21 protein-coding genes and 2 pseudogenes are annotated in these 21,317 nt (G+C 61.5%); 6 read left to right on the forward strand and 17 right to left on the reverse strand.

The features are described from left to right. Positions 1-89 precede the first annotated feature (89 nt). Entirely contained in the window at positions 90-2,072 is a 1,983-nt protein-coding gene (locus CO676_RS31995) for a bifunctional 2',3'-cyclic-nucleotide 2'-phosphodiesterase/3'-nucleotidase (RefSeq protein ID WP_097524049.1), read from the reverse strand. Between the two features lie 225 nt (positions 2,073-2,297). Between CO676_RS31995 and CO676_RS32000 the strand changes: the two genes are divergently transcribed. After that, entirely contained in the window at positions 2,298-3,545 is a 1,248-nt protein-coding gene (locus CO676_RS32000) for a GGDEF domain-containing protein (RefSeq protein WP_179875728.1), read from the forward strand. A gap of 12 nt (positions 3,546-3,557) precedes the next feature. Here the strand turns inward: CO676_RS32000 and CO676_RS32005 are convergent, their stop codons facing one another. Continuing rightward, the gene (locus CO676_RS32005; protein WP_014764393.1) at positions 3,558-4,019 is read right to left on the reverse strand and encodes an Lrp/AsnC family transcriptional regulator; all 462 of its coding nucleotides are present in this window, start codon (positions 4,017-4,019) and stop codon (positions 3,558-3,560) included. Between the two features lie 155 nt (positions 4,020-4,174). Between CO676_RS32005 and ald the strand changes: the two genes are divergently transcribed. Next, positions 4,175-5,293: an alanine dehydrogenase gene (ald, locus tag CO676_RS32010; RefSeq protein WP_097524050.1), complete on the forward strand. Its 1,119-nt coding sequence runs from the start codon at positions 4,175-4,177 to the stop codon at positions 5,291-5,293. 48 nt (positions 5,294-5,341) lie between these two features. Here ald and CO676_RS32015 read toward each other — a convergent pair whose 3' ends face one another. The 5 genes from CO676_RS32015 to CO676_RS32035 form a co-directional block, all read right to left on the reverse strand. After that, positions 5,342-5,809 (reverse strand): DUF1203 domain-containing protein, encoded by a 468-nt coding sequence (locus tag CO676_RS32015; RefSeq protein ID WP_097524051.1) that lies wholly within the window; start codon positions 5,807-5,809, stop codon positions 5,342-5,344. Positions 5,810-5,896: 87 nt separating this feature from the next. Then, positions 5,897-6,460: a GNAT family N-acetyltransferase gene (locus CO676_RS32020; RefSeq protein ID WP_014764396.1), complete on the reverse strand. Its 564-nt coding sequence runs from the start codon at positions 6,458-6,460 to the stop codon at positions 5,897-5,899. Between the two features lie 5 nt (positions 6,461-6,465). After that, positions 6,466-7,329, reverse strand: coding sequence for a 3-mercaptopyruvate sulfurtransferase (gene sseA, locus CO676_RS32025; RefSeq protein ID WP_097524052.1), 864 nt, complete (start codon positions 7,327-7,329; stop codon positions 6,466-6,468). Positions 7,330-7,347: 18 nt separating this feature from the next. Beyond that, entirely contained in the window at positions 7,348-8,097 is a 750-nt protein-coding gene (locus tag CO676_RS32030; protein ID WP_097524053.1) for an alanyl-tRNA editing protein, read from the reverse strand. 8 nt (positions 8,098-8,105) lie between these two features. Continuing rightward, positions 8,106-9,146, reverse strand: coding sequence for a cysteine synthase A (locus CO676_RS32035; RefSeq protein ID WP_097524054.1), 1,041 nt, complete (start codon positions 9,144-9,146; stop codon positions 8,106-8,108). A gap of 319 nt (positions 9,147-9,465) precedes the next feature. On the opposite strand from CO676_RS32035, the gene CO676_RS32045 reads away from it, so the two are divergent. Then, a complete protein-coding gene (locus CO676_RS32045) occupies positions 9,466-10,311 on the forward strand; it encodes an SDR family NAD(P)-dependent oxidoreductase (RefSeq protein ID WP_097524055.1) in 846 nt (281 codons plus the stop codon). Here the strand turns inward: CO676_RS32045 and CO676_RS32050 are convergent. Together CO676_RS32050 and CO676_RS37095 are read right to left on the reverse strand one after the other, a co-directional pair. After that, positions 10,299-10,625: an SMR family transporter gene (locus CO676_RS32050; protein ID WP_014764401.1), complete on the reverse strand. Its 327-nt coding sequence runs from the start codon at positions 10,623-10,625 to the stop codon at positions 10,299-10,301. The two genes, CO676_RS32045 and CO676_RS32050, sit on opposite strands and share 13 nt — an antisense overlap. Then, a pseudogene (locus CO676_RS37095) lies at positions 10,622-10,964 on the reverse strand (SMR family transporter). Before CO676_RS37095 ends, CO676_RS32050 begins: the two are co-directional and overlap by 4 nt. A gap of 306 nt (positions 10,965-11,270) precedes the next feature. Between CO676_RS37095 and CO676_RS35820 the strand changes: the two are divergent. Together CO676_RS35820 and CO676_RS34920 are read left to right on the forward strand one after the other, a co-directional pair. After that, positions 11,271-11,711, forward strand: a complete 441-nt coding sequence (locus tag CO676_RS35820) for a helix-turn-helix domain-containing protein (RefSeq protein WP_210202660.1) — start codon at positions 11,271-11,273, stop codon at positions 11,709-11,711. A gap of 62 nt (positions 11,712-11,773) precedes the next feature. Then, complete coding sequence (locus tag CO676_RS34920) at positions 11,774-12,001, forward strand: hypothetical protein (RefSeq protein WP_144340236.1); 228 nt, start codon at positions 11,774-11,776, stop codon at positions 11,999-12,001. A gap of 683 nt (positions 12,002-12,684) precedes the next feature. Here CO676_RS34920 and CO676_RS32070 read toward each other — a convergent pair. The 8 genes and pseudogenes from CO676_RS32070 to CO676_RS32105 form a co-directional block, all read right to left on the reverse strand. Further along, positions 12,685-13,890, reverse strand: coding sequence for an NAD(P)/FAD-dependent oxidoreductase (locus CO676_RS32070; RefSeq protein WP_097524056.1), 1,206 nt, complete (start codon positions 13,888-13,890; stop codon positions 12,685-12,687). Between the two features lie 265 nt (positions 13,891-14,155). Next, positions 14,156-14,992, reverse strand: coding sequence for an alpha/beta hydrolase (locus tag CO676_RS32075; RefSeq protein WP_097524057.1), 837 nt, complete (start codon positions 14,990-14,992; stop codon positions 14,156-14,158). Positions 14,993-15,113: 121 nt separating this feature from the next. Then, entirely contained in the window at positions 15,114-15,533 is a 420-nt protein-coding gene (locus CO676_RS32080) for a cupin domain-containing protein (RefSeq protein WP_014764410.1), read from the reverse strand. Positions 15,534-15,594: 61 nt separating this feature from the next. Continuing rightward, positions 15,595-16,347, reverse strand: a complete 753-nt coding sequence (locus CO676_RS32085; RefSeq protein ID WP_014764411.1) for an SDR family oxidoreductase — start codon at positions 16,345-16,347, stop codon at positions 15,595-15,597. Between the two features lie 157 nt (positions 16,348-16,504). Further along, the gene (locus CO676_RS32090; protein WP_097524058.1) at positions 16,505-17,461 is read right to left on the reverse strand and encodes an MBL fold metallo-hydrolase; all 957 of its coding nucleotides are present in this window, start codon (positions 17,459-17,461) and stop codon (positions 16,505-16,507) included. Between the two features lie 204 nt (positions 17,462-17,665). Continuing rightward, positions 17,666-17,883, reverse strand: a pseudogene (locus tag CO676_RS36500) (AraC family transcriptional regulator); the annotation flags it as partial. A gap of 160 nt (positions 17,884-18,043) precedes the next feature. Beyond that, positions 18,044-18,889, reverse strand: coding sequence for an AraC family transcriptional regulator (locus CO676_RS32100; RefSeq protein ID WP_245424590.1), 846 nt, complete (start codon positions 18,887-18,889; stop codon positions 18,044-18,046). 334 nt (positions 18,890-19,223) lie between these two features. Next, positions 19,224-20,144 carry a LysR family transcriptional regulator gene (locus tag CO676_RS32105; RefSeq protein WP_179875729.1) on the reverse strand — a complete coding sequence of 307 codons (921 nt, stop codon included), beginning with the start codon at positions 20,142-20,144 and terminating at the stop codon, positions 19,224-19,226. 72 nt (positions 20,145-20,216) lie between these two features. Between CO676_RS32105 and CO676_RS32110 the strand changes: the two genes are divergently transcribed. Beyond that, entirely contained in the window at positions 20,217-20,966 is a 750-nt protein-coding gene (locus CO676_RS32110) for an SDR family oxidoreductase (RefSeq protein ID WP_014764416.1), read from the forward strand. Positions 20,967-21,317: the final 351 nt, after the last annotated feature.

Genomic DNA, 21,317 nt, shown 5'->3' on the forward strand with positions numbered 1-21,317 from the left:
TCAGAGGGATGGAATCACCGAACTCACAAGAAGGGAATCCTCAGCCCGACTCCGTCTTCAATGGACGTGCTCTAGACTCGCCGTTACGCTCAAAGCCTGATGCGAAAGCGGGCGAAGCCGTCAGCGCCGTCGCCGGCGTCTTCGACGGTAACGGCCTTGACCTCAGCCAGGAATTGCCTCGCCTTCGGGCTGCTGTCGAAGACGACGCTGGTGTCTTTGAGCGGCGCAAACTTCCAATTGGCGTCGGCCGACGGGTTGATCGTCCCTTGCTCCACAATGTAGCGGACGATCACGTCGCGATTGGTATCGGGGGCGACGAAGACGACCTTGTCGGCGGCGATGTCCGGAAAATGCCCGCCGCCGCCGGCGCGATAATTATTGGTCGCCACGACGAATTTCTGGGCCGGATCGATTGGCTTACCGTCGTACTGCAGGTCGCGGATGCGGTTCGCAGCCGCGTTCACCAGATTGCCGTCCTTGTCGTATTTGGCCGGCTGGGAAAGGTCGATCTGATAGGTGACGCCGTCGATCACGTCGAAATTGTAGGACGGGAAATCGCCGTTGATCAGGTTCGCATCGGTCGATCTGGGAGCGATCTGATTGAAGATGCCGGCGGACATTTCGAGCCAGTTGTGCACCTGCTCGCCGGTGATGACGACCGCCTGCACGGTGTTTGGATAGAGGTAGAGATCGGCGACGTTCCTGATGGCAATGTCGCCCGCCGGAACGTCCGTATAGTAGTCTGCACCGCCGCGCCCGCCGGCCTTGAAAGGGGCTGCCGCGGAAAGCACCGGCAGGTCCTTGTGCTCGGTGTCCTTCAGCATGTCGCGGATATACCAGGTCTGCGCCTGGCTGACGATCTGCACGGAGGGATCGTCGGCGACGAGGGCGAAATAGGAATAGAGCGGCGCCGAGGTCTTGCCGACGGGCGTGCGGACATAGGCGAGCGTCGCCTCGTGGTCCTTCTGCGCCGCCGCCAGCACTTCCGGCTTGTCACCGACCTCGGCAATGACCTTCTTTTCCTCCCGCCGATAGATCGGCCGTGCCTCGCTCGTCGAACTGATCACGCGCCATGCGCCGCCGTCGCGCTCGAGAAGCAGATCGATCAAGCCGAGATGGGAGCCCCAGAAGCCGCCCATCACGCCGGGTTTGCCCGAGATGAGCCCTGTCTTGTTGTCAACGCCGGCGACCGCCTCGAACTTCGGCCCCGGGAAATCGAGATGGCTGTGCCCGGTGACGATGGCGTCGATGCCGTCGATGGCCGCCAAAGGGACCGAGGCGTTTTCGAGGTTTTCGGCATAGGCCTGTTGTCCGATGCCGGAGTGGGAAAGGGCGATGACGATATCGGCGCCTTCCTCGCGCATCTGCGGCACCCAGGCTGCCGCTGCCCTGACGATGTCGCGGGCGTTTGCCTTTCCTTCGAGGTTCTTGGCATCCCACGTCATGATCTGCGGCGGTACGAAGCCGATCAGGCCGATGCGGATCGGGTGCTCCTGGCCGGCTCCGTCCTTAACCTTGCGATCGAGGATGACGTAGGGCTTGAGGAAAAGTTCGTCCTGTCGGGGACCGGCGGCGAGCACGCCCTTGGTCAGATTGGCGCAGACGATCGGAAAATTCGCGCCGTCCAGCACGTTGAACATGAAGTCCAGGCCGTAATTGAACTCGTGGTTGCCAAGCGTGCCGCAATCGTAGCGGAGCACGTTCATGGCGGCGATGATCGGGTGAACGTCGCCCTCCTTCATGCCGCGTTTGTAGGCAATGTAATCGCCCATCGGGTTGCCCTGAAGGAAGTCGCCATTGTCGACGAGGACGGCATTGGTCGCCTCGGCACGGATCGCGTCGATAATCGAGGCGGTGCGTGCGAGGCCCAACGTGTCGTTCGGCTTGTCGGCGTAGTAGTCGTAGGGGAACACATGCACGTGCAGGTCGGTCGTCTCCATGATCCTGAGATGGGCCTGGTTGGCGGCAGCTTTGACGGAGAAGGGATGCAGCACGGCGAGAGCTGACGAGGCGGCCAAGCCGCCGAGCAAGGCGCGGCGGGAAATGGGATGCAGAGCGGTCGTCGATGACATGGCGGTCTCCGTACTCAAGCCTCGTTCGGGCATATCAAACCGTGCAAGCGCCGGCAATCGCGCGTCCGGGCCTGCAACCTGACCGCGCGACTATGACCGATGGCGGCCGAACGGCAAAGCGGCGGATTCTTGTCTCTTCCTCGCCGGCATCCGTCGACCGGTAAAGCTTTATTCAAGTTCTAGCTTTATGCACCGGACAAGTGAAATCGGAAGTCCTCTACGCGCATGCCAAACGCCAATCTCATGCTCCTGCTTGCCGAGGCCTTGGTTTATGTCGCGTCGATGATCGGGCTTCTGCACTTGCGCGCCCGTCTGGGGCTAGGCGTCTTCGTGGCTGCGCTTGGCGTCATGCATTTCATCGAGACTTATCTTGCCGCCGTTTTCTACGTTCAACTGCCGTTCGGGGTGATTTCTCCCGGCTCGGCCGTGTTCTTTTCCGGCAAGCTCATGATGATCCTTCTCCTTTATGTGAAGGAGGACGCGGCAACGGTCCGCCAGCCGATCTACGGGTTGCTCGCCGGTAACTTCCTGACCGTGGCGCTCAGCCTGCTCTTGAGGCGACATGATACGGTATCGATCGTCGCCGGCCGTGTCGCCGATATCGCCTTCATCGACGAGATGGGCTGGCTGATGGTCTGGGGTACGACGCTCCTCTATTTCGATTCCCTGATCATCATCCTGCTTTACGAGAAGCTCGGTCGATGGTTCCGCCGCTTCGTCACAATGCGCTTCCTGATCTGCGGCGTCGTCGTGCTGACATTCGACCAAGTCGGCTTCTATGCCGCGCTCCACTTTGTGAATGGCGCGCCCGCAGACGTGTTCTGGGGCGGGTGGATGGCCAAGATGCTGGCGGCACCCTTCTATGCCGTCGCCATCGGCTTTTATCTCAACGCCTCGCGCCATACTTTCCTGGCGATCTCGGACCGGCCGCTCGGCGACGTCTTCAACGACCTCACCTTCCGCGAACGCTACGAGGATCTGTTGTCGCGTTCGGGTCGCGATACCCTGACGGGTGCGCTGGACCGTGGCCGCTTCGAAGCGGAGGGGCAGCGGATGATCCGCGATGCGGTGGCGCAAAGTGCCCCGGTCAGCCTGATGATCATCGATGTCGACCGTTTCAAGAGCGTCAACGATCAGTTCGGCCATTTGGAAGGCGATCGCGTGCTGCAGAAACTGGCCGAAACGGTAAGAGCAAAGCTCCGACCCATGGACCTCTTGTTCCGCTACGGCGGTGAGGAGTTCGTCGTGCTCTGCCCGGGGCTCCCCTATGCGGATGCGCACGCGCGGGCCGAGGACATACGGCTCGCCGTCTCCGCTGGAGTTAAGACGCCGAACGGGCACCCGGTTACCGCGAGCTTCGGCGTTTCATCGACGCTTGCCGACGGTGCCGGGATTCACGAACTGCTGGCGCAAGGGGATATTCGCCTCTACGCGGCCAAGAATACCGGCCGCAACCGCGTCGTCGGGCGCTGATCCACGCGGCTGTCAAATGCCGACATTCGGGCGGTCGATGATCTCGCGCAGCGAAAAGCTCGAATTGATTTTCACCACATGCGGCAGCGCCGACAGCCAATCGCGGTGAATGCGCTCGTAGTCTTCGAGATCCCTTGCTGCCACACGTAGGATGTAATCGTATTCCCCCGACATCAGATAGCAGACGAGCACGTTCGGGCAGAGTTTGACGGCCGATTCGAATTCGGCGAGCGTCTTGGCGAACTGTCCGGAGAGCGAAATGTGCACGATGACCATGATCTTGTAGTCGAGCGCCTTGTGCGCAATGCGGGCGTGATAGCCGGCGATCGTGCCGGTTTTCTCGAGGATGTCGACCCGCCGCGAGCAGGCGGAAGGCGATAGCCCGACCTTGGCGGCGAGATCGGCGTTGGAGATCCTGCCGTCCTGCTGCAGGATGCGCAGAATCGAACGATCAATGGCGTCCAGGTTGCTCATTCGCACTTTCCCTCAAAAATGCCGTATTACTTGCAATAAACTACGAAATGCATGCGCCGATGAACGCGTCTTTGCAAGGACATTCTCGACGCCATCTGTTTTGCTTGTCTCACCATCAATGTTGCGAAAGCGCACAGACAGGAGAGGACGCAAAGATGCGTGTCGGTTGCCCGAAGGAAATCAAAAATCATGAATACAGGGTCGGACTGACGCCCGGATCGGTGCGGGAATACGTCGCCCACGGCCACGACGTGATCGTGGAAACCAAGGTCGGGGCGGGGATTGGGGCGGACGACGACGCCTACCGCGCCGCGGGCGCGCGGATCGTTCCGACGGCCAAGGACGTGTTCGAAAGATCGGACATGGTCGTCAAGGTCAAGGAGCCGCAGCCTTCCGAATGGACGCAACTGCGCGAAGGCCAGATTCTCTATACTTATCTTCATCTGGCGCCGGATCCCGAACAGACGAGGGGACTGCTGAATTCGGGTGTCACCGCCATCGCCTATGAGACGGTAACGGATGAGCGCGGCGGCTTGCCGCTGCTGGCTCCGATGTCTGAAGTGGCAGGCCGTCTCGCTATCCAGGCTGGTGCCACCTCTCTTCAAAAGGCCAATGGCGGCCGGGGTATCCTGCTCGGCGGGGTGCCCGGCGTTCTTCCCGCCAAGGTAGCGATCATCGGTGGCGGCGTCGTCGGTCTGCACGCCGCTAAAATGGCTGTCGGTCTTGGCGCCGATGTTTCGATCCTCGACCGCTCGATCCCGCGCCTGCGCCAACTTGACGACATCTTCAACGGTCGCGTCCACACTCGCTATTCGACGATCGACGCCCTGGAGGATGAGGTGTTTTCCGCCGACCTGGTGATCGGTGCCGTGCTGATCCCCGGTGCCGCTGCGCCGAAGCTCGTCACCCGCGAAATGCTGTCGGGCATGAAGAAGGGTGCGGTGATCGTGGACGTCGCCATCGACCAGGGCGGCTGCTTCGAGACCTCGCACGCGACGACCCATTCCGAGCCGACCTATGAGGTGGACGGCATCGTGCACTATTGCGTCGCCAATATGCCGGGCGCCGTGCCGATCACCTCTGCCCACGCACTCAACAATGCGACGCTCTATTACGGCCTGCAGCTTGCCGACCGCGGCCTGAAGGCGATTGCCGAGGACCGGCATTTGCGGGCGGGCCTCAACGTTCATCGGGGCCGGGTGACGAATGCGCCTGTCGCCGAGGCGCTCGGCTATGATTCCCATGCGCCGGAGAGCGTGCTCAACGTCGCCTGAGCGGAACGCGTCAAACCGGTCCGGCGTCCTCGGATGTCGGGCCGGTCTTTAGGTCGTTTCGATGCGGCACTGGTAGCAATTGTTCTTGGCGGAGCGCACGTGCACAGAGGCGACCTCCGGCCGCGCCAGCAGCTCTTCTGCCCGTTGCTCGAGCATTTCGGCAGGGACGATGCCGCCGGTCCCGTAGACGATGCGCTCGTTGGAACCGTATCCACGAAGCAGGTATTCCTTGCTGGATGTGAGGATAGGCGGGAGCAGGGACCCGTCCGGCGCAGGGCATGCATCAGCATGCATGAAGATCGGTCCGGTTTCAGCGTAAGGCTGGGCTGACGAAAAGGGGCGATAGGCAAGGATCAGGTAGGCCTGGCCCTCCTCGACATTGCGCAGGCAGTGCCGGCATGGAACGCCCACGCCGTCTGAGATTTGCCGCTCCGGCAGATTGCCATAAGCATCCCGGCCACCCTGCCGTAGCCATTCCGCTTCCACGTCAGACATCGCGATGTAACGCAGCGCCATTGGGCCTCTCCTCGTCGTTTTGAAGCGTCGAGAAGAATGGCGCCTTGTGTTTGGTTGCGACACCCGAAACTTGCCGCAGGCGGCCGTTCAGAGCTTCTTTGCGAAGGTAAGGAGTTCGTCGTCGCTCAGAGGCCGAACGATCGCCTCTCGCGTCGCGACCGGGGAAAAGCCGAACTGCTGATAGAGCTGCAGGGCGCGGGGATGATCGAGATTGTTTGTAGTGACTGTGACCTTGCTGGGGTCCATCGCCCAGGCAGAAAACAAGGTCTGCAGCAGGAACCATTTGCCGAGGCCGAGGCCGAGCGCGTGTTCCATCAGCCCGAAATGGGTAAGTTCGATGACGTCGCCATCCCGCTGCTGCAGTTCGAAGAAGCCGGCGGGAGCACCATTGACGTAGAGGACCGTCAGGTTCGTCCGCTTGTCGTGGACCACCGCCGCCAGGTCTTCGTCGCTCATCCGCAGCCGCTCCGCCCAGTGCCAGCGCTTGCCGACGCGCAGATAGAGAAAGCGATAATAGGGGAGCGGAATGTCGGACACTCGCAGGATCGCGGTGTGTATATTGACGGGCACCGGCAGGCTTTGCTTCGGCGGCGAGGTCATCTCGAGTTCAGTCACGTGTGCCGTGATCGCACCAGGCTTCGATCCTTGCATGGTTCTCACTCTCTACCGATTGCGACCGGGGTATCGGGCCGGCCGCCCCATTCCGACCAGGAACCATCATAGAGCGTATTGTCCGTATGTCCCAATGATTGAAGCGCCAGCGTGATGATTGCAGCCGTCACGCCGGATCCGCAGGTCGTGACGACCGGCTTCGTCAGGTCGATACCGGCATTCGCGAAGATTTGGCGCAACGTGTCGAGGTCCTTGAGCTTGCCTCTTTCGGAAAAGACGCCGGAGGGAAGGCTTCTGGCGCCGGGCATATGGCCCGATCGCATGCCGGCGCGCGGCTCCGGCTCCTCGCCGCGGAAGCGGCCGGCGCTCCGTGCATCGGCAACCTGGGCGAGGCGGTTCTCGACCGTATCCTTCATCCGCTCGAAGGAGGTGACGGCCTTCGCGTCGAAGCCCGCATGGAAGCTGCGCGGCGCGGGCCTCGGGATTTCGGCGGTCGTCGGTCTGCCCTCCGCCTTCCAGCCGTCCATGCCGCCGTCAAGAACGAACACGTTCTTCGCGCCCATGATGCGGAACATCCACCAGACCCGGGGCGCCGTGAAGATGCCCGGTCCGTCGTAGACCACGATCGTGTCGTTCTCACCGATGCCCATCGCCCCGACTGCTTCGGCAAAAGCTGCCGCAGACGGCAGGGTGTGCGGCAACCCGCTTGCCTGGTCGGCGATCGCATCCTGGTCGAAGAACACCGCTCCGGGGATATGTGCGGCTTCGTATTCCGCCTTGGGGTCGCGCTTTTGCGCCGGCAGGTACCAGGCGGCGTCGACGATCTTGACCTTGGGATCGTCGAGGTGCTGCTCGAGCCAATCCGGGGAAACGACGAAGGCGCTTCTTTTGTTATTATCGTTGGTCATGTCGTTTCCTCCGTGGACTCAAGGGGCATCACGGTCTTCGGCCGATCCGAAACGGATCCGGAATCGCCGGTTCTCCTTACCCTTCTTTTCGATCTTGGATATGTGAATCGCGCCTACCTCCTGCGTCTCCGAAACGTGGGTGCCGCCGCAAGGCTGGCTGTCGACGGCGGAGTTTTCGCCGATGCACACGAGGCTCACGCGGCCCATGCCGAGGGGCGGGCGGACATTCTTGGATTTGATGATGCCCGGATTGGCGGCAAGCTCCTCGTCGGTGATCCATTGCACGTAGACCGGATGATTCGCCTCGACGAGCTTCATCAGCGCCGCCGTGACCTCATCCTTGTCGATCGTCTCGCTCATGTCGAAGTCGACCCGGCTCTCCTCCTCGCCGACGGCGGCGCCGGTGATCGGGAAGGGGCAGACGACCGACAGCAGGTGGCAAGCCGTGTGCATCCGCATCAGCCGGTAGCGACGCGGCCAGTCGATGTGGAGAACGACCTTCTCGCCGATCGTCGGCCGTGCGTGTCCATCGGCGGGGACATGGATGATGACATGCTTGGTTGCGCCCTGCCGCGTGTCCACGATGGGGATACGGCTGCCATCCTCTCGCTCGAAGAAACCGGTGTCGCCAAGCTGTCCGCCCGACATTGCATAGAAGCAGGTCTGATCGAGTTCGATCCCGCCGTCTTCCAGTATGGCCGCGACGCTTGCTTCGCAGGTCGAGAGGTAGAAATCCTCGCGGAAGAGGGCGGTCACGGTCCTGGTCATTGCAAGGATTATCCGACTGGTTCGTAGGGAACGGTGATATTCGAATTTCTGTTCAGCCAGGCCGGTACCGGCAGGCCTTTCGAGGCAAGGAAGTCCGGATTGAAGAGCTTCGACTGATAGCGGTTACCATAGTCGCAAAGGATCGTCACGATCACATGCCCAGGACCGAGCTCGCGCGCAAGTCGAACGGCGCCGGCGATATTGATGCCCGTGGAACCGCCGACGCAGAGGCCTTCTCTTTCGATGAGATCGAAGACGTAGGGCACTGCTTCCGAATCGGGAATCTGATAGGCGAAATCGGGTGTAAAGCCTTCGAGATTCGCGGTGACGCGCCCCTGGCCGATGCCCTCGGTGATCGAGCTCCCGCTCGCCTTGAGTTCACCGTGGGCGTAGTAATTGTAAAGTGCCGCACCTTCCGGATCGGCAATGCCGATATTGACGGCCGGGTTTCTGGCCCGCAATCCCTGCGCCACTCCGGCGAGCGTCCCGCCGGAGCCGACGGCGCAGATGAACCCGTCGACCTTGCCGTCGGTGTCGCGCCAGATCTCCGGCGCTGTTGTCTGGACATGCGCTTCCCGGTTCGCAACGTTATCGAACTGGTTCGCCCAAATGGCGCCGTTCGGATCGGTCTTGGCGAGTTCGGCTGCCAGTCGGCCGGAAACCTTCACATAGTTGTTGGGGTTCTTGTATGGCACGGCCGGAACCTCGACCAGTTCAGCCCCGAGAAGGCGCAACGCGTCCTTCTTTTCCTGGCTCTGCGTTTCCGGAATCACGATGACGGTGCGATATCCGAGCGCGCTGCCGACAACCGCCAGCCCAATGCCGGTGTTGCCGGCAGTTCCTTCGACGATCACGCCACCGGGGCGCAACTGACCGGCCTTCTCGGCCTCGCGAATGATCCACAGCGCCGCCCGGTCCTTCACCGATTGCCCCGGATTGAGGAATTCCGCCTTGCCGAGGATGGTGCAGCCGGTGGCTTCGGACACGGCGTTGAGCCGGATCAGCGGCGTATTGCCGATCGCTTCGAGCACGGACGGATAGACACTCATCTTAGAAAACCTCACGCTGGACGGAACGGACGCCGGGCCTCAGCCAAGCATTAACCTCGACGAACGGCAAGCGATAAACCTTTGGAGTAAGAGCAGGATCGCCGAAATATTGGCGTGTTTTCGGCGCACTCTGTTCAATAGGCAAGAAATAGCGTTTCGCCGCTTTCCTGTCCCGGGCAAAAATCGTCTCCGCTGTCAATCGACGGGCGGGAAGCGGAGACTGTGGGCAGGATTTTGCCGTCGGAGAGGCAACTGGTTCGGACGTGCCGAACCTTGCGGGAAGGGAAACCTTTCCTGAACGACGTGCGAGGACGAAAAGATGAACGCATTTACCGCCCGACCCGAGCATGGATGGGCGTGGGTCACCGGCGCAAGCTCCGGAATAGGGCGCGCCGTTGCGCTGCGACTGGTGGAGGAAGGTTATGCCGTCGTCGTCACGGCGCGCAGCCATGAGAAGCTCGTCGCTCTTCAGCATGAGGCCGAAGGACCCGGGAAAATCGTGGTGCTCGACGGTGACGTCACCGATCCGCGCGACATGGAGCGGTTGCTAACGGCGATCGAATACGAGCATGGCCGGGTGGCGCTGGCGATCCTCAATGCGGGCGTCGCCATCCCGGTGCGCGGCGACGACCTTCATCTTGAGGCTTTCGACAGGAGCTTCGCCGTCAATCTGCATGGTGTCGTCAATTGTCTCGTGCCCTTGGTCGAGCATATGAAGACGAACGGACATGGGCAGATCGCCATCATGTCGTCGGTGGCGGGCTATGGCGGCCTGCCCATGAGCGCGGCCTATGGCGCCACCAAGGCGGCTCTCATCAACATGACCGAGAGCCTGAAATTCGATCTCGACCGGATCGGCATACGGCTCCAACTGATTTGTCCCGGCTTCGTCGCAACGCGCGGCACGGTGAAGAGCAACCTTCCGCGCCCCGCCCTCGTCAGCGCCGACGAGGCGGCGGAGTGGATATGCCAGGGACTGAAGTCGAAAAGCTTCGAGATCACCTTTCCGAAACGCTTCACCTATGCCGTCAAGTTGCTGCGGCTGCTGCCGTACGGCGCCTATTTCGCCCTCGTCGACTGGCTTGCGTCCGGGCCGGGGCCGCATGGGGCAGCGCCGAAGCACAAGGAGTCTCCCTCCAACAAGCGGCCGCGTCAGGCGGTGTGAAGCACCAGCACTGCGCTGAAGACGAGCATGAGGCCGACCCAGCCGATCGGCTTCAGCTTCTGCCCGAAGAACAGCCGGCCGCAGATCGCCGTGCCGAAGATGCCGGTGCCGCCAAGCACGGCATAGGCGATGGCAAGGTCCATGCCCCTCACGGCTTCGGCAAGCAGGGCGAAGGCGGCGAGCACCAGCAGAATGGAAAGGAGACCCCAGCCGCGCTTTGCGAAACCATTCGACTTCGTTGAAGCGAGATTTGCCGCGACGTCGAGGATGCCGGCCATGACCGCGAAGGCGAAGCAGAGACCGGACGCACTCATACCATTGCTTCCTCCGCCGTCTCTTCCTCGCGAGCCCTCCCGGCATTGACGAGCAACATGCCCCCACGGCCATCGACAGACCGAGCATCTCGCGGCCGGTCAGGACGTGGTCGAAGACGAACACGGAAACAAGGGTGATCAGCGCGACGCCCGAGCCTTCCCAGATCGCACAGGTGACGCCTTCACGGCCCTTGCGAGGAACACGTAGGAGAGGGCGATCGAGGCATACATGACCGCATGGCCGATATAGGCGTCCGCCGTCGAGGCTGCCTTCATGACGGTCAGACCGACCACCTCGGTCGCAATCGCGAGCACCAGGAAAAGCCATGCAAAGCGAATGAGGCACCTAAATGAAGATCGGTTGAGGGCAACAAAATGAAAAGAGCCACTCGGGCGCTCGGCGCGAATGGCTCTTTCGAAACTGGCTCCCCGGGCCGGGCCTGGCTCCCAAAGTGGATCTTCTCTTTTAGAGAATAATTCCAAACAGTTAAAAGTCTATTGTGAAGTATCGTTAATTGCGATGTACCCAAAAAGTATGCCGAAATGTAGCTCATTGGCTCCCTCTTGATTCTCGAATCAGGTGACTGCTCATTCGAGCAGAAGTGCATACGGATGCGCCGACCGGAGTCTGCCGGAGGGCCGATAATGAGCCACGAAGCGACCAATTGGGCGATTAACCAGCGGGGCATCAAGCCCGCGCTGAAGGTGGTGTTGTGGCATCTCTGCGACCGCTACAATCCAGATATGGGCTGTTTTTCGTCGCAGGATACGCTGGCGTATGATTGTGAAATGGCGCGTTCGACGCTCAATGTCCATCTCACCGAGTTGGAAAAACGTAGCCAATCGCCCGCGAACAGCGCCGCGAGCAGGGCACGAAACGGCAGCTGCGGACGCGGTATTATTTCCCCTTCGAGGCCGATTTTGAGGAGAAAAGACGAGCGAACCCGAGGCCAGAATCCGGACAAGCGGCCGATCCTGAGTCCGGATTTGATGATGAATGGGACGAGGCCGAGTCCAGAAATGACCGTGAGCCGTGTCCAGAAAGGGGGGAAAGCCGAGTCCAGAATCTGGACAGTAACCCTGTAAGGGAACCCGTAAATGAACCAGTAAACTCTCTCGGCGCGGGAGCGCAAGGGAGCAATCCGGTCGTGAACCATGCTGCGGACAATCCTGCGGAATTCATGAAACGGGTAAAAGGGCTGGAGATCGGAACGGCGAACAACCCTTGGCCAGAAGCGATCGCCTCATCGACCGCATGGGCATTGCAACAATTTGGCGAGTTGACGCCCGAGGAGCGGCTGCTGGCTGAGGAGTGGCGTGACGCCTGTCTCGCAGCACCGCTGCCACTCCCCACTCGCGCAAGACATCATGCCTGAATGTGACTCGATCCAGCCCGAGCTCAATCAAGGTATCGCTCGCGATTAAGGATTCCATCGCGGCAGGCCCCACAACGTCCTTGAACACCGCGTCCGTGCGGGCGAAGGTGATGGTTCGTTTGACTTGCACTTCAAGCACCGCCGGCTCGCCAGCGCGTGTCACTCCCCGTACGATCACGTCATCAAGCGGGTGCCCTTCGCCTGCACGCTGAAGTTCGACGCGTTCGACCGTCATGCCCGGTAGCCCGCGTGGATCTGCCTCTGCTAGGAGAGTGAGGAGATAATGCGCTCCGACCTGGCCTTCAAAAAGGGCGCCTGCTGGGCCGCTCGCAGATGGGCTGGCGGCTGTCCGGCTCTGGGGAGGTCGAACTACTGCTCATGCGAACTCGTGCTGGTAGTGTTAGAAAATTGCGTAGCCTGCCAGTTTAAATAGGATTGTCGCAGCGCCCGAAGCGCCCGGTCAAGGCGTCGAGTCTCGATTATCCATTTGTCGTTCGATTCCGCGGGCGACGGGTTGAAAAAGTAGCCTCTGGGCCAATCTCGACATCCGCAATGGGGTGGATTGCGGAAGTTCATTGCCCAGGCGCGGGACGACTGCTCAGCGCCAAAGCAGTCGCACGGGCCGGGAGCGACCCTCGTCGCTGCGCCCTTGCGCAGGGCGCAGCTTTTATCGCGTGAGGCGCCTACAGATCCGTCACACGCTCCGGATCAGCTGAGGCCAGCGCCGCGGCACGCTCGGCCTTCGGCGGATATATCCACACCGTGTTGATCTCCTGCTTGGTCTTCTTGGCGCTCTCGCCGACCATCTCCACCTTGCGGTCCCAGCCGCGGGTGAAGATTGCGCCGGCTTCGCCGAGGTCGAGGCAGGTGACGTAGGCCTTCTGGTGATAGCACCGGGTCGGCACATCCAGCAGTTCGGCGGCTGCGTTGTTGCCCGCGAAGGCGCCCATGCGGGTGGCGTGCTGGCACGACATCAGCGCATAGTTGCCGATGTCATCGCATGCTGCGCGCGCCGCGTCGCCGGTGGCGAAGACGCCAGGCACGGACAGCACGCGCAAGCACTTGTCGACGAGCAGCCGGTCAAAATTGTCACGCGCGGCGGGAATTTTCGTTGTCAGCGGATTGGCGCGAAAGCCTGCCGCCCAGATCACGGTCGCGGCTTCGATGCGCTCGCCGGTGCTCAGGCTGACGCCGGATTTGTCCAGCGATGCGACGCCAGCATTGAGCCGCGTCTCGACGCCGACGGTGCGCAATGCGTCTTCAATGAAAGGGCGAGGATATTCACCCATGTCCGGGGCGACTGCAGGGCTACGATCGACGATAATGACGCGCGGCTTGGTGTTTTTGTCGAAGATGGTCCGCAGGCGTGAAGGCATCTCCGTTGCCGCCTCGATTCCTGTAAGGCCGGCGCCTGCAATAACGACGGTGTCGCGTGCCTTTGAGGCGGGCATAGTCGCAAGCTTGTGCAGGTGGCGGTCGAGGGCGATTGCGTCATCGAGATTGTCGACGCTGAAGCCGTGTTCTGCGAGGCCGGGAATATTCGGGCGGAACAGCCGGCTACCGGTTGCGATCACCAGGCGATGATAGGAAAGGGACTTGCGCTCCCCCTTGGCATTGACGACGTCCACGGCGCGGGCTTTGGTGTCGACGGCTTCGACGCTGCCTTGCACGTAGACCACGTTGACGGCGTCAAGCACCTCCTTGAGAGGCGCGGTAAGGGTCTCGGGCTTCGGCTCATAAAGCCGAGGGCGGATCACCAACATCGGCTGAGGAGCTACCAGCGCGATCTCGAGTTCTTCGGGCGAAACGTCTTCGATGTCGCGCAGGCGGGCCGCGGAAAGGGCGGCGTACATACCGGCGAAGCCGGCGCCTACAATAACGAGTCTCATGTTATTTACTCCATGGGTTTTAGTTTCAAACGGCCGCGCGTCATCGTTGCCGCTCTTGATAAGCGGCGACGCCGTTGAGCGATGACGATGCGGGTCGTTGAAGCGAAATGCCTATCACCGACCAACTCTAGGCCGGTCGCAACGGCCTCAGCACAGGCGCGATCAACCCGGCCAGCCAGACGAGATCGTTGCCGATGTCCATGGCGAACAGTTTCCTTAGAAATGAGCTGCGGCATTTGATGGCCGCAGCTCGCCCTTGAGGACGTCAAGCCTGGACGAAGGGCAGTAGATCGGCGTTCAGCGCATCGGCATTGATGGTCAGCATGCCGTGCGAGAAGTTCGGATAGGTCTTCAAGGTGCCATTCTTCAGAAGCTTGACTGACTTCAGCGCGGCGGCCGCGATCGGCACGATCTGGTCGTCCTCACCGTGCAGCACCAGTGTCGGAATGGTGATGGCCTTCAAGTCCTCGGTCTGATCGGTTTCCGAAAAGGCCTTGATGCCCTCGTAATGAGCTTTGGCGCTGCCCATTATGCCCTGACGCCACCAGTTCTGGACCACCGCTTCCTGCACCGTGGCGCCCCCCCGGTTGAAGCCGTAGAAGGGACCGGCCGGGACCTCGCGGAAGAACTGGGCGCGGTTTGCAGCAAGCGCGGCACGGAAACCGTCGAACACTTCGATCGGCAGACCTTCGGGATTGGCTTCGGTCTTGAGCATCAGCGGCGGAACGGCGGAGACCAGGACGGCCTTGGCAACACGGCCTGCCGGCCCGCCGTATTTTGCGACATAGCGGACGACCTCGCCGCCACCGGTGGAGTGGCCGATATGGACGACAGTCTTCAGGTCCAGCGCTTCGACGACGGCGAAGGCATCGGCTGCATAGTGATCCATGTCATGGCCCTCGGAGACCTGTGAGGAGCGGCCGTGGCCGCGGCGATCATGGGCGATGACGCGATAACCGTTGGAGAGGAAGAAGAGCATCTGAGCATCCCAGTCGTCTGAGCTCAGCGGCCAGCCATGATGGAACATGATCGGCTGTGCGCCCCTCGGTCCCCAGTCCTTGTAGAAGATGTCGACGCCGTCCTTGGTGGTAACATATGCCATTGGCTTGCTCCTTTGGTGAATTGTCGCTGGTGAGCGTCCGCTGCGTGGAAGGGCCCACCAGCAGTGATGTTTAACGATCGGGAAAGGGCCAGATGCCGCAGACCGCCGCTAGCCCGCTCGTCTACTCCTTGATCGGGAAGGTCAGTTCCTTCTCGCTGCTGTCGACGACGAAAACGGCCAGCAGCTTCGCCGGTTCGGTCTCGCTGGCATTCTCGCTGACGCCGTGGCGGTCTCCCGGCATTTCAGAGAAGCTCTCGCCCGCCTTGTAGGTCTTGACGGGACCGTCGTTGACCTGGCTGCGGATGGCACCCTCGAGGACGGTCGCATAGATGAAGGCCGACTCCGGATGCGTGTGGGCCGAGGAGAGGCCGCCGGGACCATATTCAACGAGAACACCTTTCATGCTCTTGCCCGGAACATTCGGCAATTCGTGCTCGTAAACCAGCGTGACCGTAGCATCCTTATCGCCGACGTCGTCAGCAGAGGCGGCAGCGGACAAGAGAGCCGTCATGGCAAAGGCGGCAAAGATTGGCTTGATCATGTCTAAACTCCTTTCGTGAGGTCGGAAGGTGCGCCGCCTCATGCGACGCACCGGTGCTCGGTCATTTCCGCGCTGCGGTTGGGAACCACTGCTCGAAGGTGATGCGGCCGATGCGGGGATTGTTGTCGGAGACGAGCGAGCCATCTTCCAGTTTGGCGCCGAAGTAGCGAGCCTCCGGATCTGCCTCGACCTTGCGAGCATCGCCCATTGCTTTCAGGTAGCGAGCAACGAGTTCGTTCAGCCGGACACGCTCCGGCCCCGAGATCTCCACAACGCCATTGATCGGCGCGGCCGTCGCAACAGCGGCCATGTTGTCGGCCACATCGTCCGAGGCGATGGGCTGGACGTAGGCTGGCGACAGATGCACCGTGTCGCCGATCGTGCCGGACTGGGCGATGCCGCTGAGGAATTCCATGAATTGCGTCGAGTGGACGATCGTGTAGGGAATGCCGGATTCCCGGATGATCTTTTCCTGGGCGACCTTGGCCCGCATGTAGCCGCTGTCAGGCAGCCGATCGACGCCGACGATGGAAAGCGCGATGTGATGCTTTACGCCGGCGGCCTCTTCCGCAGCCATCAGATTGCGGCCCGACGTCTCAAAGAATTCGAGCACGGCCTTGTCTTCGAAGGACGGCGAGTTTGCGAGGTCGATAACGACGGAGGCGCCGGCGAGCGCCTCGGCGAGACCTTCGCCGGTAATCGAGTTGACGCCGGTGTTCGGAGCGGCGGCAATGACTTCATGGCCTTGCTTGCGAAGGCGGTCGGCTGTCTTTGAACCTATCAGGCCGGTTCCGCCGATGATGACGATTTTCATGAGTTTCTCCATTCGCGGGCGCTCAGCGCACCGCATTGTTCATTCGTTCCAGTAGGTGGTTGCGCCGTCTTAGCTCGGGCCGGTCCAGTCCAGGCCATAGGCGTGTCGGCCGAACTGGAAGGATACGCACCCAGTTCAGCCCTAACCCAACAAGGGGTCAGTAGTCCCAGAAGGCCGCGACCCAACGAAAGTCGTCGCCGTCGACCGCCACCCGGCCGACGGACGGGAACGGCAGGTGAGTGGCCACCAGCTGTCCGCCGGTTTCCGCCAGCTCGCGCAAAAGACGGACCCGAACGCGCGCCGCCTCCTCGGGGTCGTGTTCGAAACCGTTGTGCCAATCGGGGTGTTCGAACCCGACCGCGAACACGGCGTCTCCGGCGAACATCAGCCGGTCGCCGCCGGACGCCACGCGGACCACGCTGTGCCCGGGGGTGTGGCCGCCGGTACGAGAGACGATCACGCCCGGCGCCACCTCGTACTCCTCATCGAACAGCCGCAGCTGGCTCTGATACTCCTTCGTGAACCGCTTGGCGGTCGCGCGAAGCGCGTCCGGGAAGCCCGGCGGCATGGAGACGTGGGTAAAGTCGGGAGCCTCCCAGAATTTAACCTCGGCGGCCGCCACATGGATCCGCAGGTCCGGACGCAGCTGCTCCCTCACCCCCTCGACGAGCAGTCCGCCGATGTGATCCATGTGCATGTGGGTAAGCACCACGTCGGTCACCGATGCAAGGTCGATGCCGGCGGCCTCCAGTCGCTTGATCAACTGCCCGGCCCGCGGCAAGTTCAGGTCCGGATCCAACCCTAGCCCAGCGTCGATGAGTATGGTCTGGTCGCCGCTCCGCACCACGACCACATTCAGCGCCCAGTCGAAGGCGTCCTGCGGCAGGAACATGTCCTTCAGCCAGGCCGCCCGGGCGGCCGGGTCGGCGTTGTGTCCCAACATCTGGGTTGGGAGCGGCAGCACCCCGTCGCTGATTACCAGCACTTCAATCTCGCCGACCTGCACCGCGTAGCGCGACGGAACCAACTCTTCGGGTCTCGATCTACCGGAGGGTGAGGTGTTGTCCAAGCTCATGTTTGTCTGCTGCTGTGTGTTGGAGATAATCTGGTTCATCTTTGAAAACTCCTGCGTTCGATGTTGGCGCTCGATCCTGCGCCGACCGCGCTCTCCGCGTGAAAGCGCGATCGATGCCGGTGAGGTGTTCAGAGATCGGTGACACGTTCATTGCTGGTGCGTCACAATGATGAATCTATCGAACTTGACTTGCGGCTGCCCCAGAGCGATTGCCGCCGCTATAGAGCGATTGCTGCTAACACTGCGCCTCCACCAATCGAGCAGGGTTTCGCGGGTCAGCTTCCTGAATGCGGCCGCGAAGGCAGTCTGGAGGAGCTAAGCGCCGCGGCAATCGAGACGACCGATTCGTCGGTGTCGCGCGGCATCGTCCGGCTGGGGAGCCGGACGATGCGAGAGCCGGTGCTCTCCTTGAAAGCGCGGCAGAGTTGGAAGCGCGACAGGCCGGCGTCCGAAGCCAGCGCTGCTGGCTGACCGCGGTTATGACGCCCTTCGTGACGTGGCTGGTCTTTTAACTGGATGGAAGACCCTGTTTCCGCCGCGAGGTACTCCGAAATCGCTCTTGGAGTGTTGCCAGATGGCTGGCTGCCCCTGAGCGATTGACCTGGCCGAAAGCAATTCCTGCTAGCGCGATTGCTGTCGCCATTCGGTCGGGGTCTCGCCGGTCAACTGCCTGAACGCCGCAGCGAAGGCGGTTTGCGAGGCATAGCCGAGCGCCGCGGCAACCGATGCGACCGACATATCGGGGTCACGCAGCATGTCCATGGCCTGATCAAGCCGGTATTGGCGCAGCCAGGCATGCGGCGAAAGCCCGGTGCTTTCCTTGAAGGAACGGCAGAAATGGAAGCGCGACAGGCCGGCATCCGAAGCGAGAGCAGCGAGAGAGACGTCCGCATCGCTATCCGAGCGTAAGCGTTCGATGGCGCGGCGCATCACCGTCGGCGACAGCCCACCGACGACTGGCTGGTGGGTGGTTGGCGAGCCGACGTGCGCAAGCAGGAGGCGCGTGGCAAGCAGCTCTGTCAGCTGTTGCCTGAACAATGTATCCAGGGGCCCATTTCCGTCCAGGGCATCGACCGCGCCCAAGAGCAATCGGGATGTAATGGGGTCGGTATGCGCCGTTCGGTCGAGGAGATCGGTCTGTGTGGCGGTCTCGGCCTCGTCCGCGACACGCTTCAGCATTGCGGGAGGAAGATAGAGCTGAACGACATCAACAGGTTTCGGAATATCCCACCGGGAGCTTGATCCGGCCGGAATGATGACCACAACCCCACGACGAAACGTTCCAGGCGAAACCGATCTTCCTGATCGCCGCTCCATACGCTGTACCACGCCGTTGTAAGCCATGATGACGTGATCGCCCATCGGCTCGACGACATCGTGCAATGGGTCATGTTTCCAGTGGGCGATCCCGCCACCGGAGGGATCCAATGCCATGCGAAATGGAGTGGTCCCGAGCGCGCGGGCCATCTCCGCATCGGCGGCACGCCCCTTTACATTCGATGCGTTGCTCTTTTGCGCCGCGGCCGACAGATCTCCCGAATGATCATGCAAGTTGGGCTTGCTCATGACTGGTGCTTGCCTGGGCTCGTGACTGCTGGAGATGCAGAGGGGTTTGGCCGCAACTATGACGACAGGCACCGCCCGTGTCAACGCGACTAAAACTCGACTGTTGGCGCGCCCGGGACGAAGGGAGGACCACGGCGGGTAAGACGCCGTCGTTTCTACTGCTGAAGAGGCAGTGCTTGAATTCACCGATCTTTATACAGGCAGGTCGCATTCCGAAACGCCTCACGGTCGCGACTTACATTACTGCGATCGCTTTCGCTGCTTCAGCGACGAAGTCGCAGAACAGTCTCACCCGCAAGGGCGGGGTGCGCCCGAAAGCGTGTAGAGCATTGAAGGGAAGCTTGGGAAGGGAGATCCGTGGCGCGAGATCTACAAGCGTGCCGGACTTCAATTCTGCTGCCACCAGGCATCGTAAAAGGTAAGCCGCACCAAGTCCGCTTTGCGCCGCCTGGATCATCGCCAATCCCGAGTCGCAGTCGACGCGGCCGGAGGGGGCAAAGCTGGTTCCATCGCCCAAGCGCACTGGCGCCACCATGCCATCCAATGCGAACCGAGCGAAGGGCAAGCCTGCGAGCGCTTCTGCGGACGTCTGACTGCCCCACCTGCGGAAAAAGGGCGGCGATGCAACCACGACCATTGGCAGATCTGCCAGGTGGCGTACCATCAAGTCGCCCTGCGCGGGATAGCCCACGCGCAACACGACGTCGTAGTCCTCTTTGACCAGATTCACGAACCGATCTGTCAGTCCGACGTCGAGATGCAGATCGGGATAAGCAGTCGCAAAATCGGTAAACACGGCGGGTAGCAGCAGCGGCGCCAGTTCACCCGACATGCTGACCCGCAGCCGCCCTGCCGGCCCGGCCCGCGACATGATCACCTCGTCGCTCGAATCGAGGTCCCGCAAAAGCGGCGCAACACGTTCGAAAAAGACCTGACCGTCCTGGGTGAGGGTCAGCGCGCGTGTGGAGCGGAGAAAGAGGCGCGTTCCGGTTTTCTTTTCCAGCCGCGCCACACTTTTGGATATCGCAGATGGCGTCGTATTCAAGTCGCGCGCGGCAGCGCTGAAGGAGCCGGCCTCCACAGTCCGCACAAATGCCATCAGTCCTGACGTCTCGCCCAGCAGATTTGGCACTTGCACCTCCGGGGCACAAATCATGTGCCCGACATCGATCTAACAGCTCACGGCGCCGGCGTTTATCTCAAAGGTCAACGGAAATGGAGTTAAGCGATGCAGCACTTGAAAGACAAGGTCGCCGTCATCACGGGTGGCAACAGCGGCATAGGCAAGGCGACCGCGCAGCTGTTTGCGGAAGAAGGGGCGCAGGTCATCATCACTGGTCGGCGGCAGGACGTTGTCGATGAGGCAGTGGGCGAAATCGGCCATGGCGCGATTGGCATCGTTGGCGACGTCGCTGACATCGCGCATCATCGAACTCTCGCGGAGACAGTCAAGAACCGCTTTGGCGGCCTGGACATCTACATGGCCAATGCCGCAATCATTAATCTCACAGCTTCCGGCAACATCACGCCGGAAGAGTACGACCGGCACTTTGCCATCAACACGCGTGGGGTGTTCTTCGGCGTGCAGACGATCGAGCCGCTGATCCGCGATGGCGGCAGCATCATCATCACGAGTTCACTGGCCGCGACGAAAGTCCTTCCGGATCATACCGTCTATGCCGGTACAAAGGCAGCAGTCGCAGCATTCGCCAAGAACTGGACGATGGAGTTCAAGGCGCGGCGGATTCGCGTCAACATCCTGAGCCCAGGACCGGTCGACACCGCCATCTTGGGCAAGCTCGGTGTTTCGGAGGCCGAGCGTCCGGCATTCGAACAGCACATGGCGTCACTCATTCCGGCAGGGCGGCTTGGCCGGCCTGAAGAACTCGCGCGGGCGGCTCTTTTCCTCGCCTCCAAGGCAGGTAGTTTCGTCAATGGCATCGAGTTGCATGTCGACGGCGGCATGACGTTGGCTTGAAACGCCCGCGCCATTTCCTGTTTGCTGCCTGCAGAAAGGGTTTTCCGGAGCTTGTTCAGGTCGAGGTGGGCGCCCCGCTTCCTTCACCCTCGCGCTTGAACCGGCCATCTTGCGAGCGGTAATTGCTTTGGGGTTCACTTAAAGCAACGCCCGCTAACTCGCCATACTATCTGGCCCGTGGTTTCAAGCTGATCGAGAGCAAGGACTGAACGTGTTTCGATCCAGCGATGCGTCCGTCAACGCCCCAAGACCGGAACTTCGGGGTGCTGTCGGCAAATGGCCGCTTCGGGTGAAGATGGGGTGGATGCCAGCCTCCCCGACGGCATCGCAATGTGCCAAGTTTGTGGTGTT

It is taken from the genome of Sinorhizobium sp. BJ1 (assembly GCF_002531555.1).
In the GTDB taxonomy this organism is placed as follows: domain Bacteria; phylum Pseudomonadota; class Alphaproteobacteria; order Rhizobiales; family Rhizobiaceae; genus Sinorhizobium; species Sinorhizobium fredii_B.

Bases quoted from the DNA above. Each gene is read 5' to 3' on its own strand.
- CO676_RS31995 (WP_097524049.1), bottom strand. From the start codon at position 2,072: ATGTCATCGACGACCGCTCTGCATCCCATTTCCCGCCGCGCCTTGCTC.
- CO676_RS32000 (WP_179875728.1), top strand. From the start codon at position 2,298: ATGCCAAACGCCAATCTCATGCTCCTGCTTGCCGAGGCCTTGGTTTAT.
- CO676_RS32005 (WP_014764393.1), bottom strand. From the start codon at position 4,019: ATGAGCAACCTGGACGCCATTGATCGTTCGATTCTGCGCATCCTGCAG.
- ald (WP_097524050.1), top strand. From the start codon at position 4,175: ATGCGTGTCGGTTGCCCGAAGGAAATCAAAAATCATGAATACAGGGTC.
- CO676_RS32015 (WP_097524051.1), bottom strand. From the start codon at position 5,809: ATGGCGCTGCGTTACATCGCGATGTCTGACGTGGAAGCGGAATGGCTA.
- CO676_RS32020 (WP_014764396.1), bottom strand. From the start codon at position 6,460: ATGCAAGGATCGAAGCCTGGTGCGATCACGGCACACGTGACTGAACTC.
- sseA (WP_097524052.1), bottom strand. From the start codon at position 7,329: ATGACCAACGATAATAACAAAAGAAGCGCCTTCGTCGTTTCCCCGGAT.
- CO676_RS32030 (WP_097524053.1), bottom strand. From the start codon at position 8,097: ATGACCAGGACCGTGACCGCCCTCTTCCGCGAGGATTTCTACCTCTCG.
- CO676_RS32035 (WP_097524054.1), bottom strand. From the start codon at position 9,146: ATGAGTGTCTATCCGTCCGTGCTCGAAGCGATCGGCAATACGCCGCTG.
- CO676_RS32045 (WP_097524055.1), top strand. From the start codon at position 9,466: ATGAACGCATTTACCGCCCGACCCGAGCATGGATGGGCGTGGGTCACC.
- CO676_RS32050 (WP_014764401.1), bottom strand. From the start codon at position 10,625: ATGAGTGCGTCCGGTCTCTGCTTCGCCTTCGCGGTCATGGCCGGCATC.
- CO676_RS35820 (WP_210202660.1), top strand. From the start codon at position 11,271: ATGAGCCACGAAGCGACCAATTGGGCGATTAACCAGCGGGGCATCAAG.
- CO676_RS32070 (WP_097524056.1), bottom strand. From the start codon at position 13,890: ATGAGACTCGTTATTGTAGGCGCCGGCTTCGCCGGTATGTACGCCGCC.
- CO676_RS32075 (WP_097524057.1), bottom strand. From the start codon at position 14,992: ATGGCATATGTTACCACCAAGGACGGCGTCGACATCTTCTACAAGGAC.
- CO676_RS32080 (WP_014764410.1), bottom strand. From the start codon at position 15,533: ATGATCAAGCCAATCTTTGCCGCCTTTGCCATGACGGCTCTCTTGTCC.
- CO676_RS32085 (WP_014764411.1), bottom strand. From the start codon at position 16,347: ATGAAAATCGTCATCATCGGCGGAACCGGCCTGATAGGTTCAAAGACA.
- CO676_RS32090 (WP_097524058.1), bottom strand. From the start codon at position 17,461: ATGAACCAGATTATCTCCAACACACAGCAGCAGACAAACATGAGCTTG.
- CO676_RS32100 (WP_245424590.1), bottom strand. From the start codon at position 18,889: ATGGCCCGCGCGCTCGGGACCACTCCATTTCGCATGGCATTGGATCCC.
- CO676_RS32105 (WP_179875729.1), bottom strand. From the start codon at position 20,144: ATGATTTGTGCCCCGGAGGTGCAAGTGCCAAATCTGCTGGGCGAGACG.
- CO676_RS32110 (WP_014764416.1), top strand. From the start codon at position 20,217: ATGCAGCACTTGAAAGACAAGGTCGCCGTCATCACGGGTGGCAACAGC.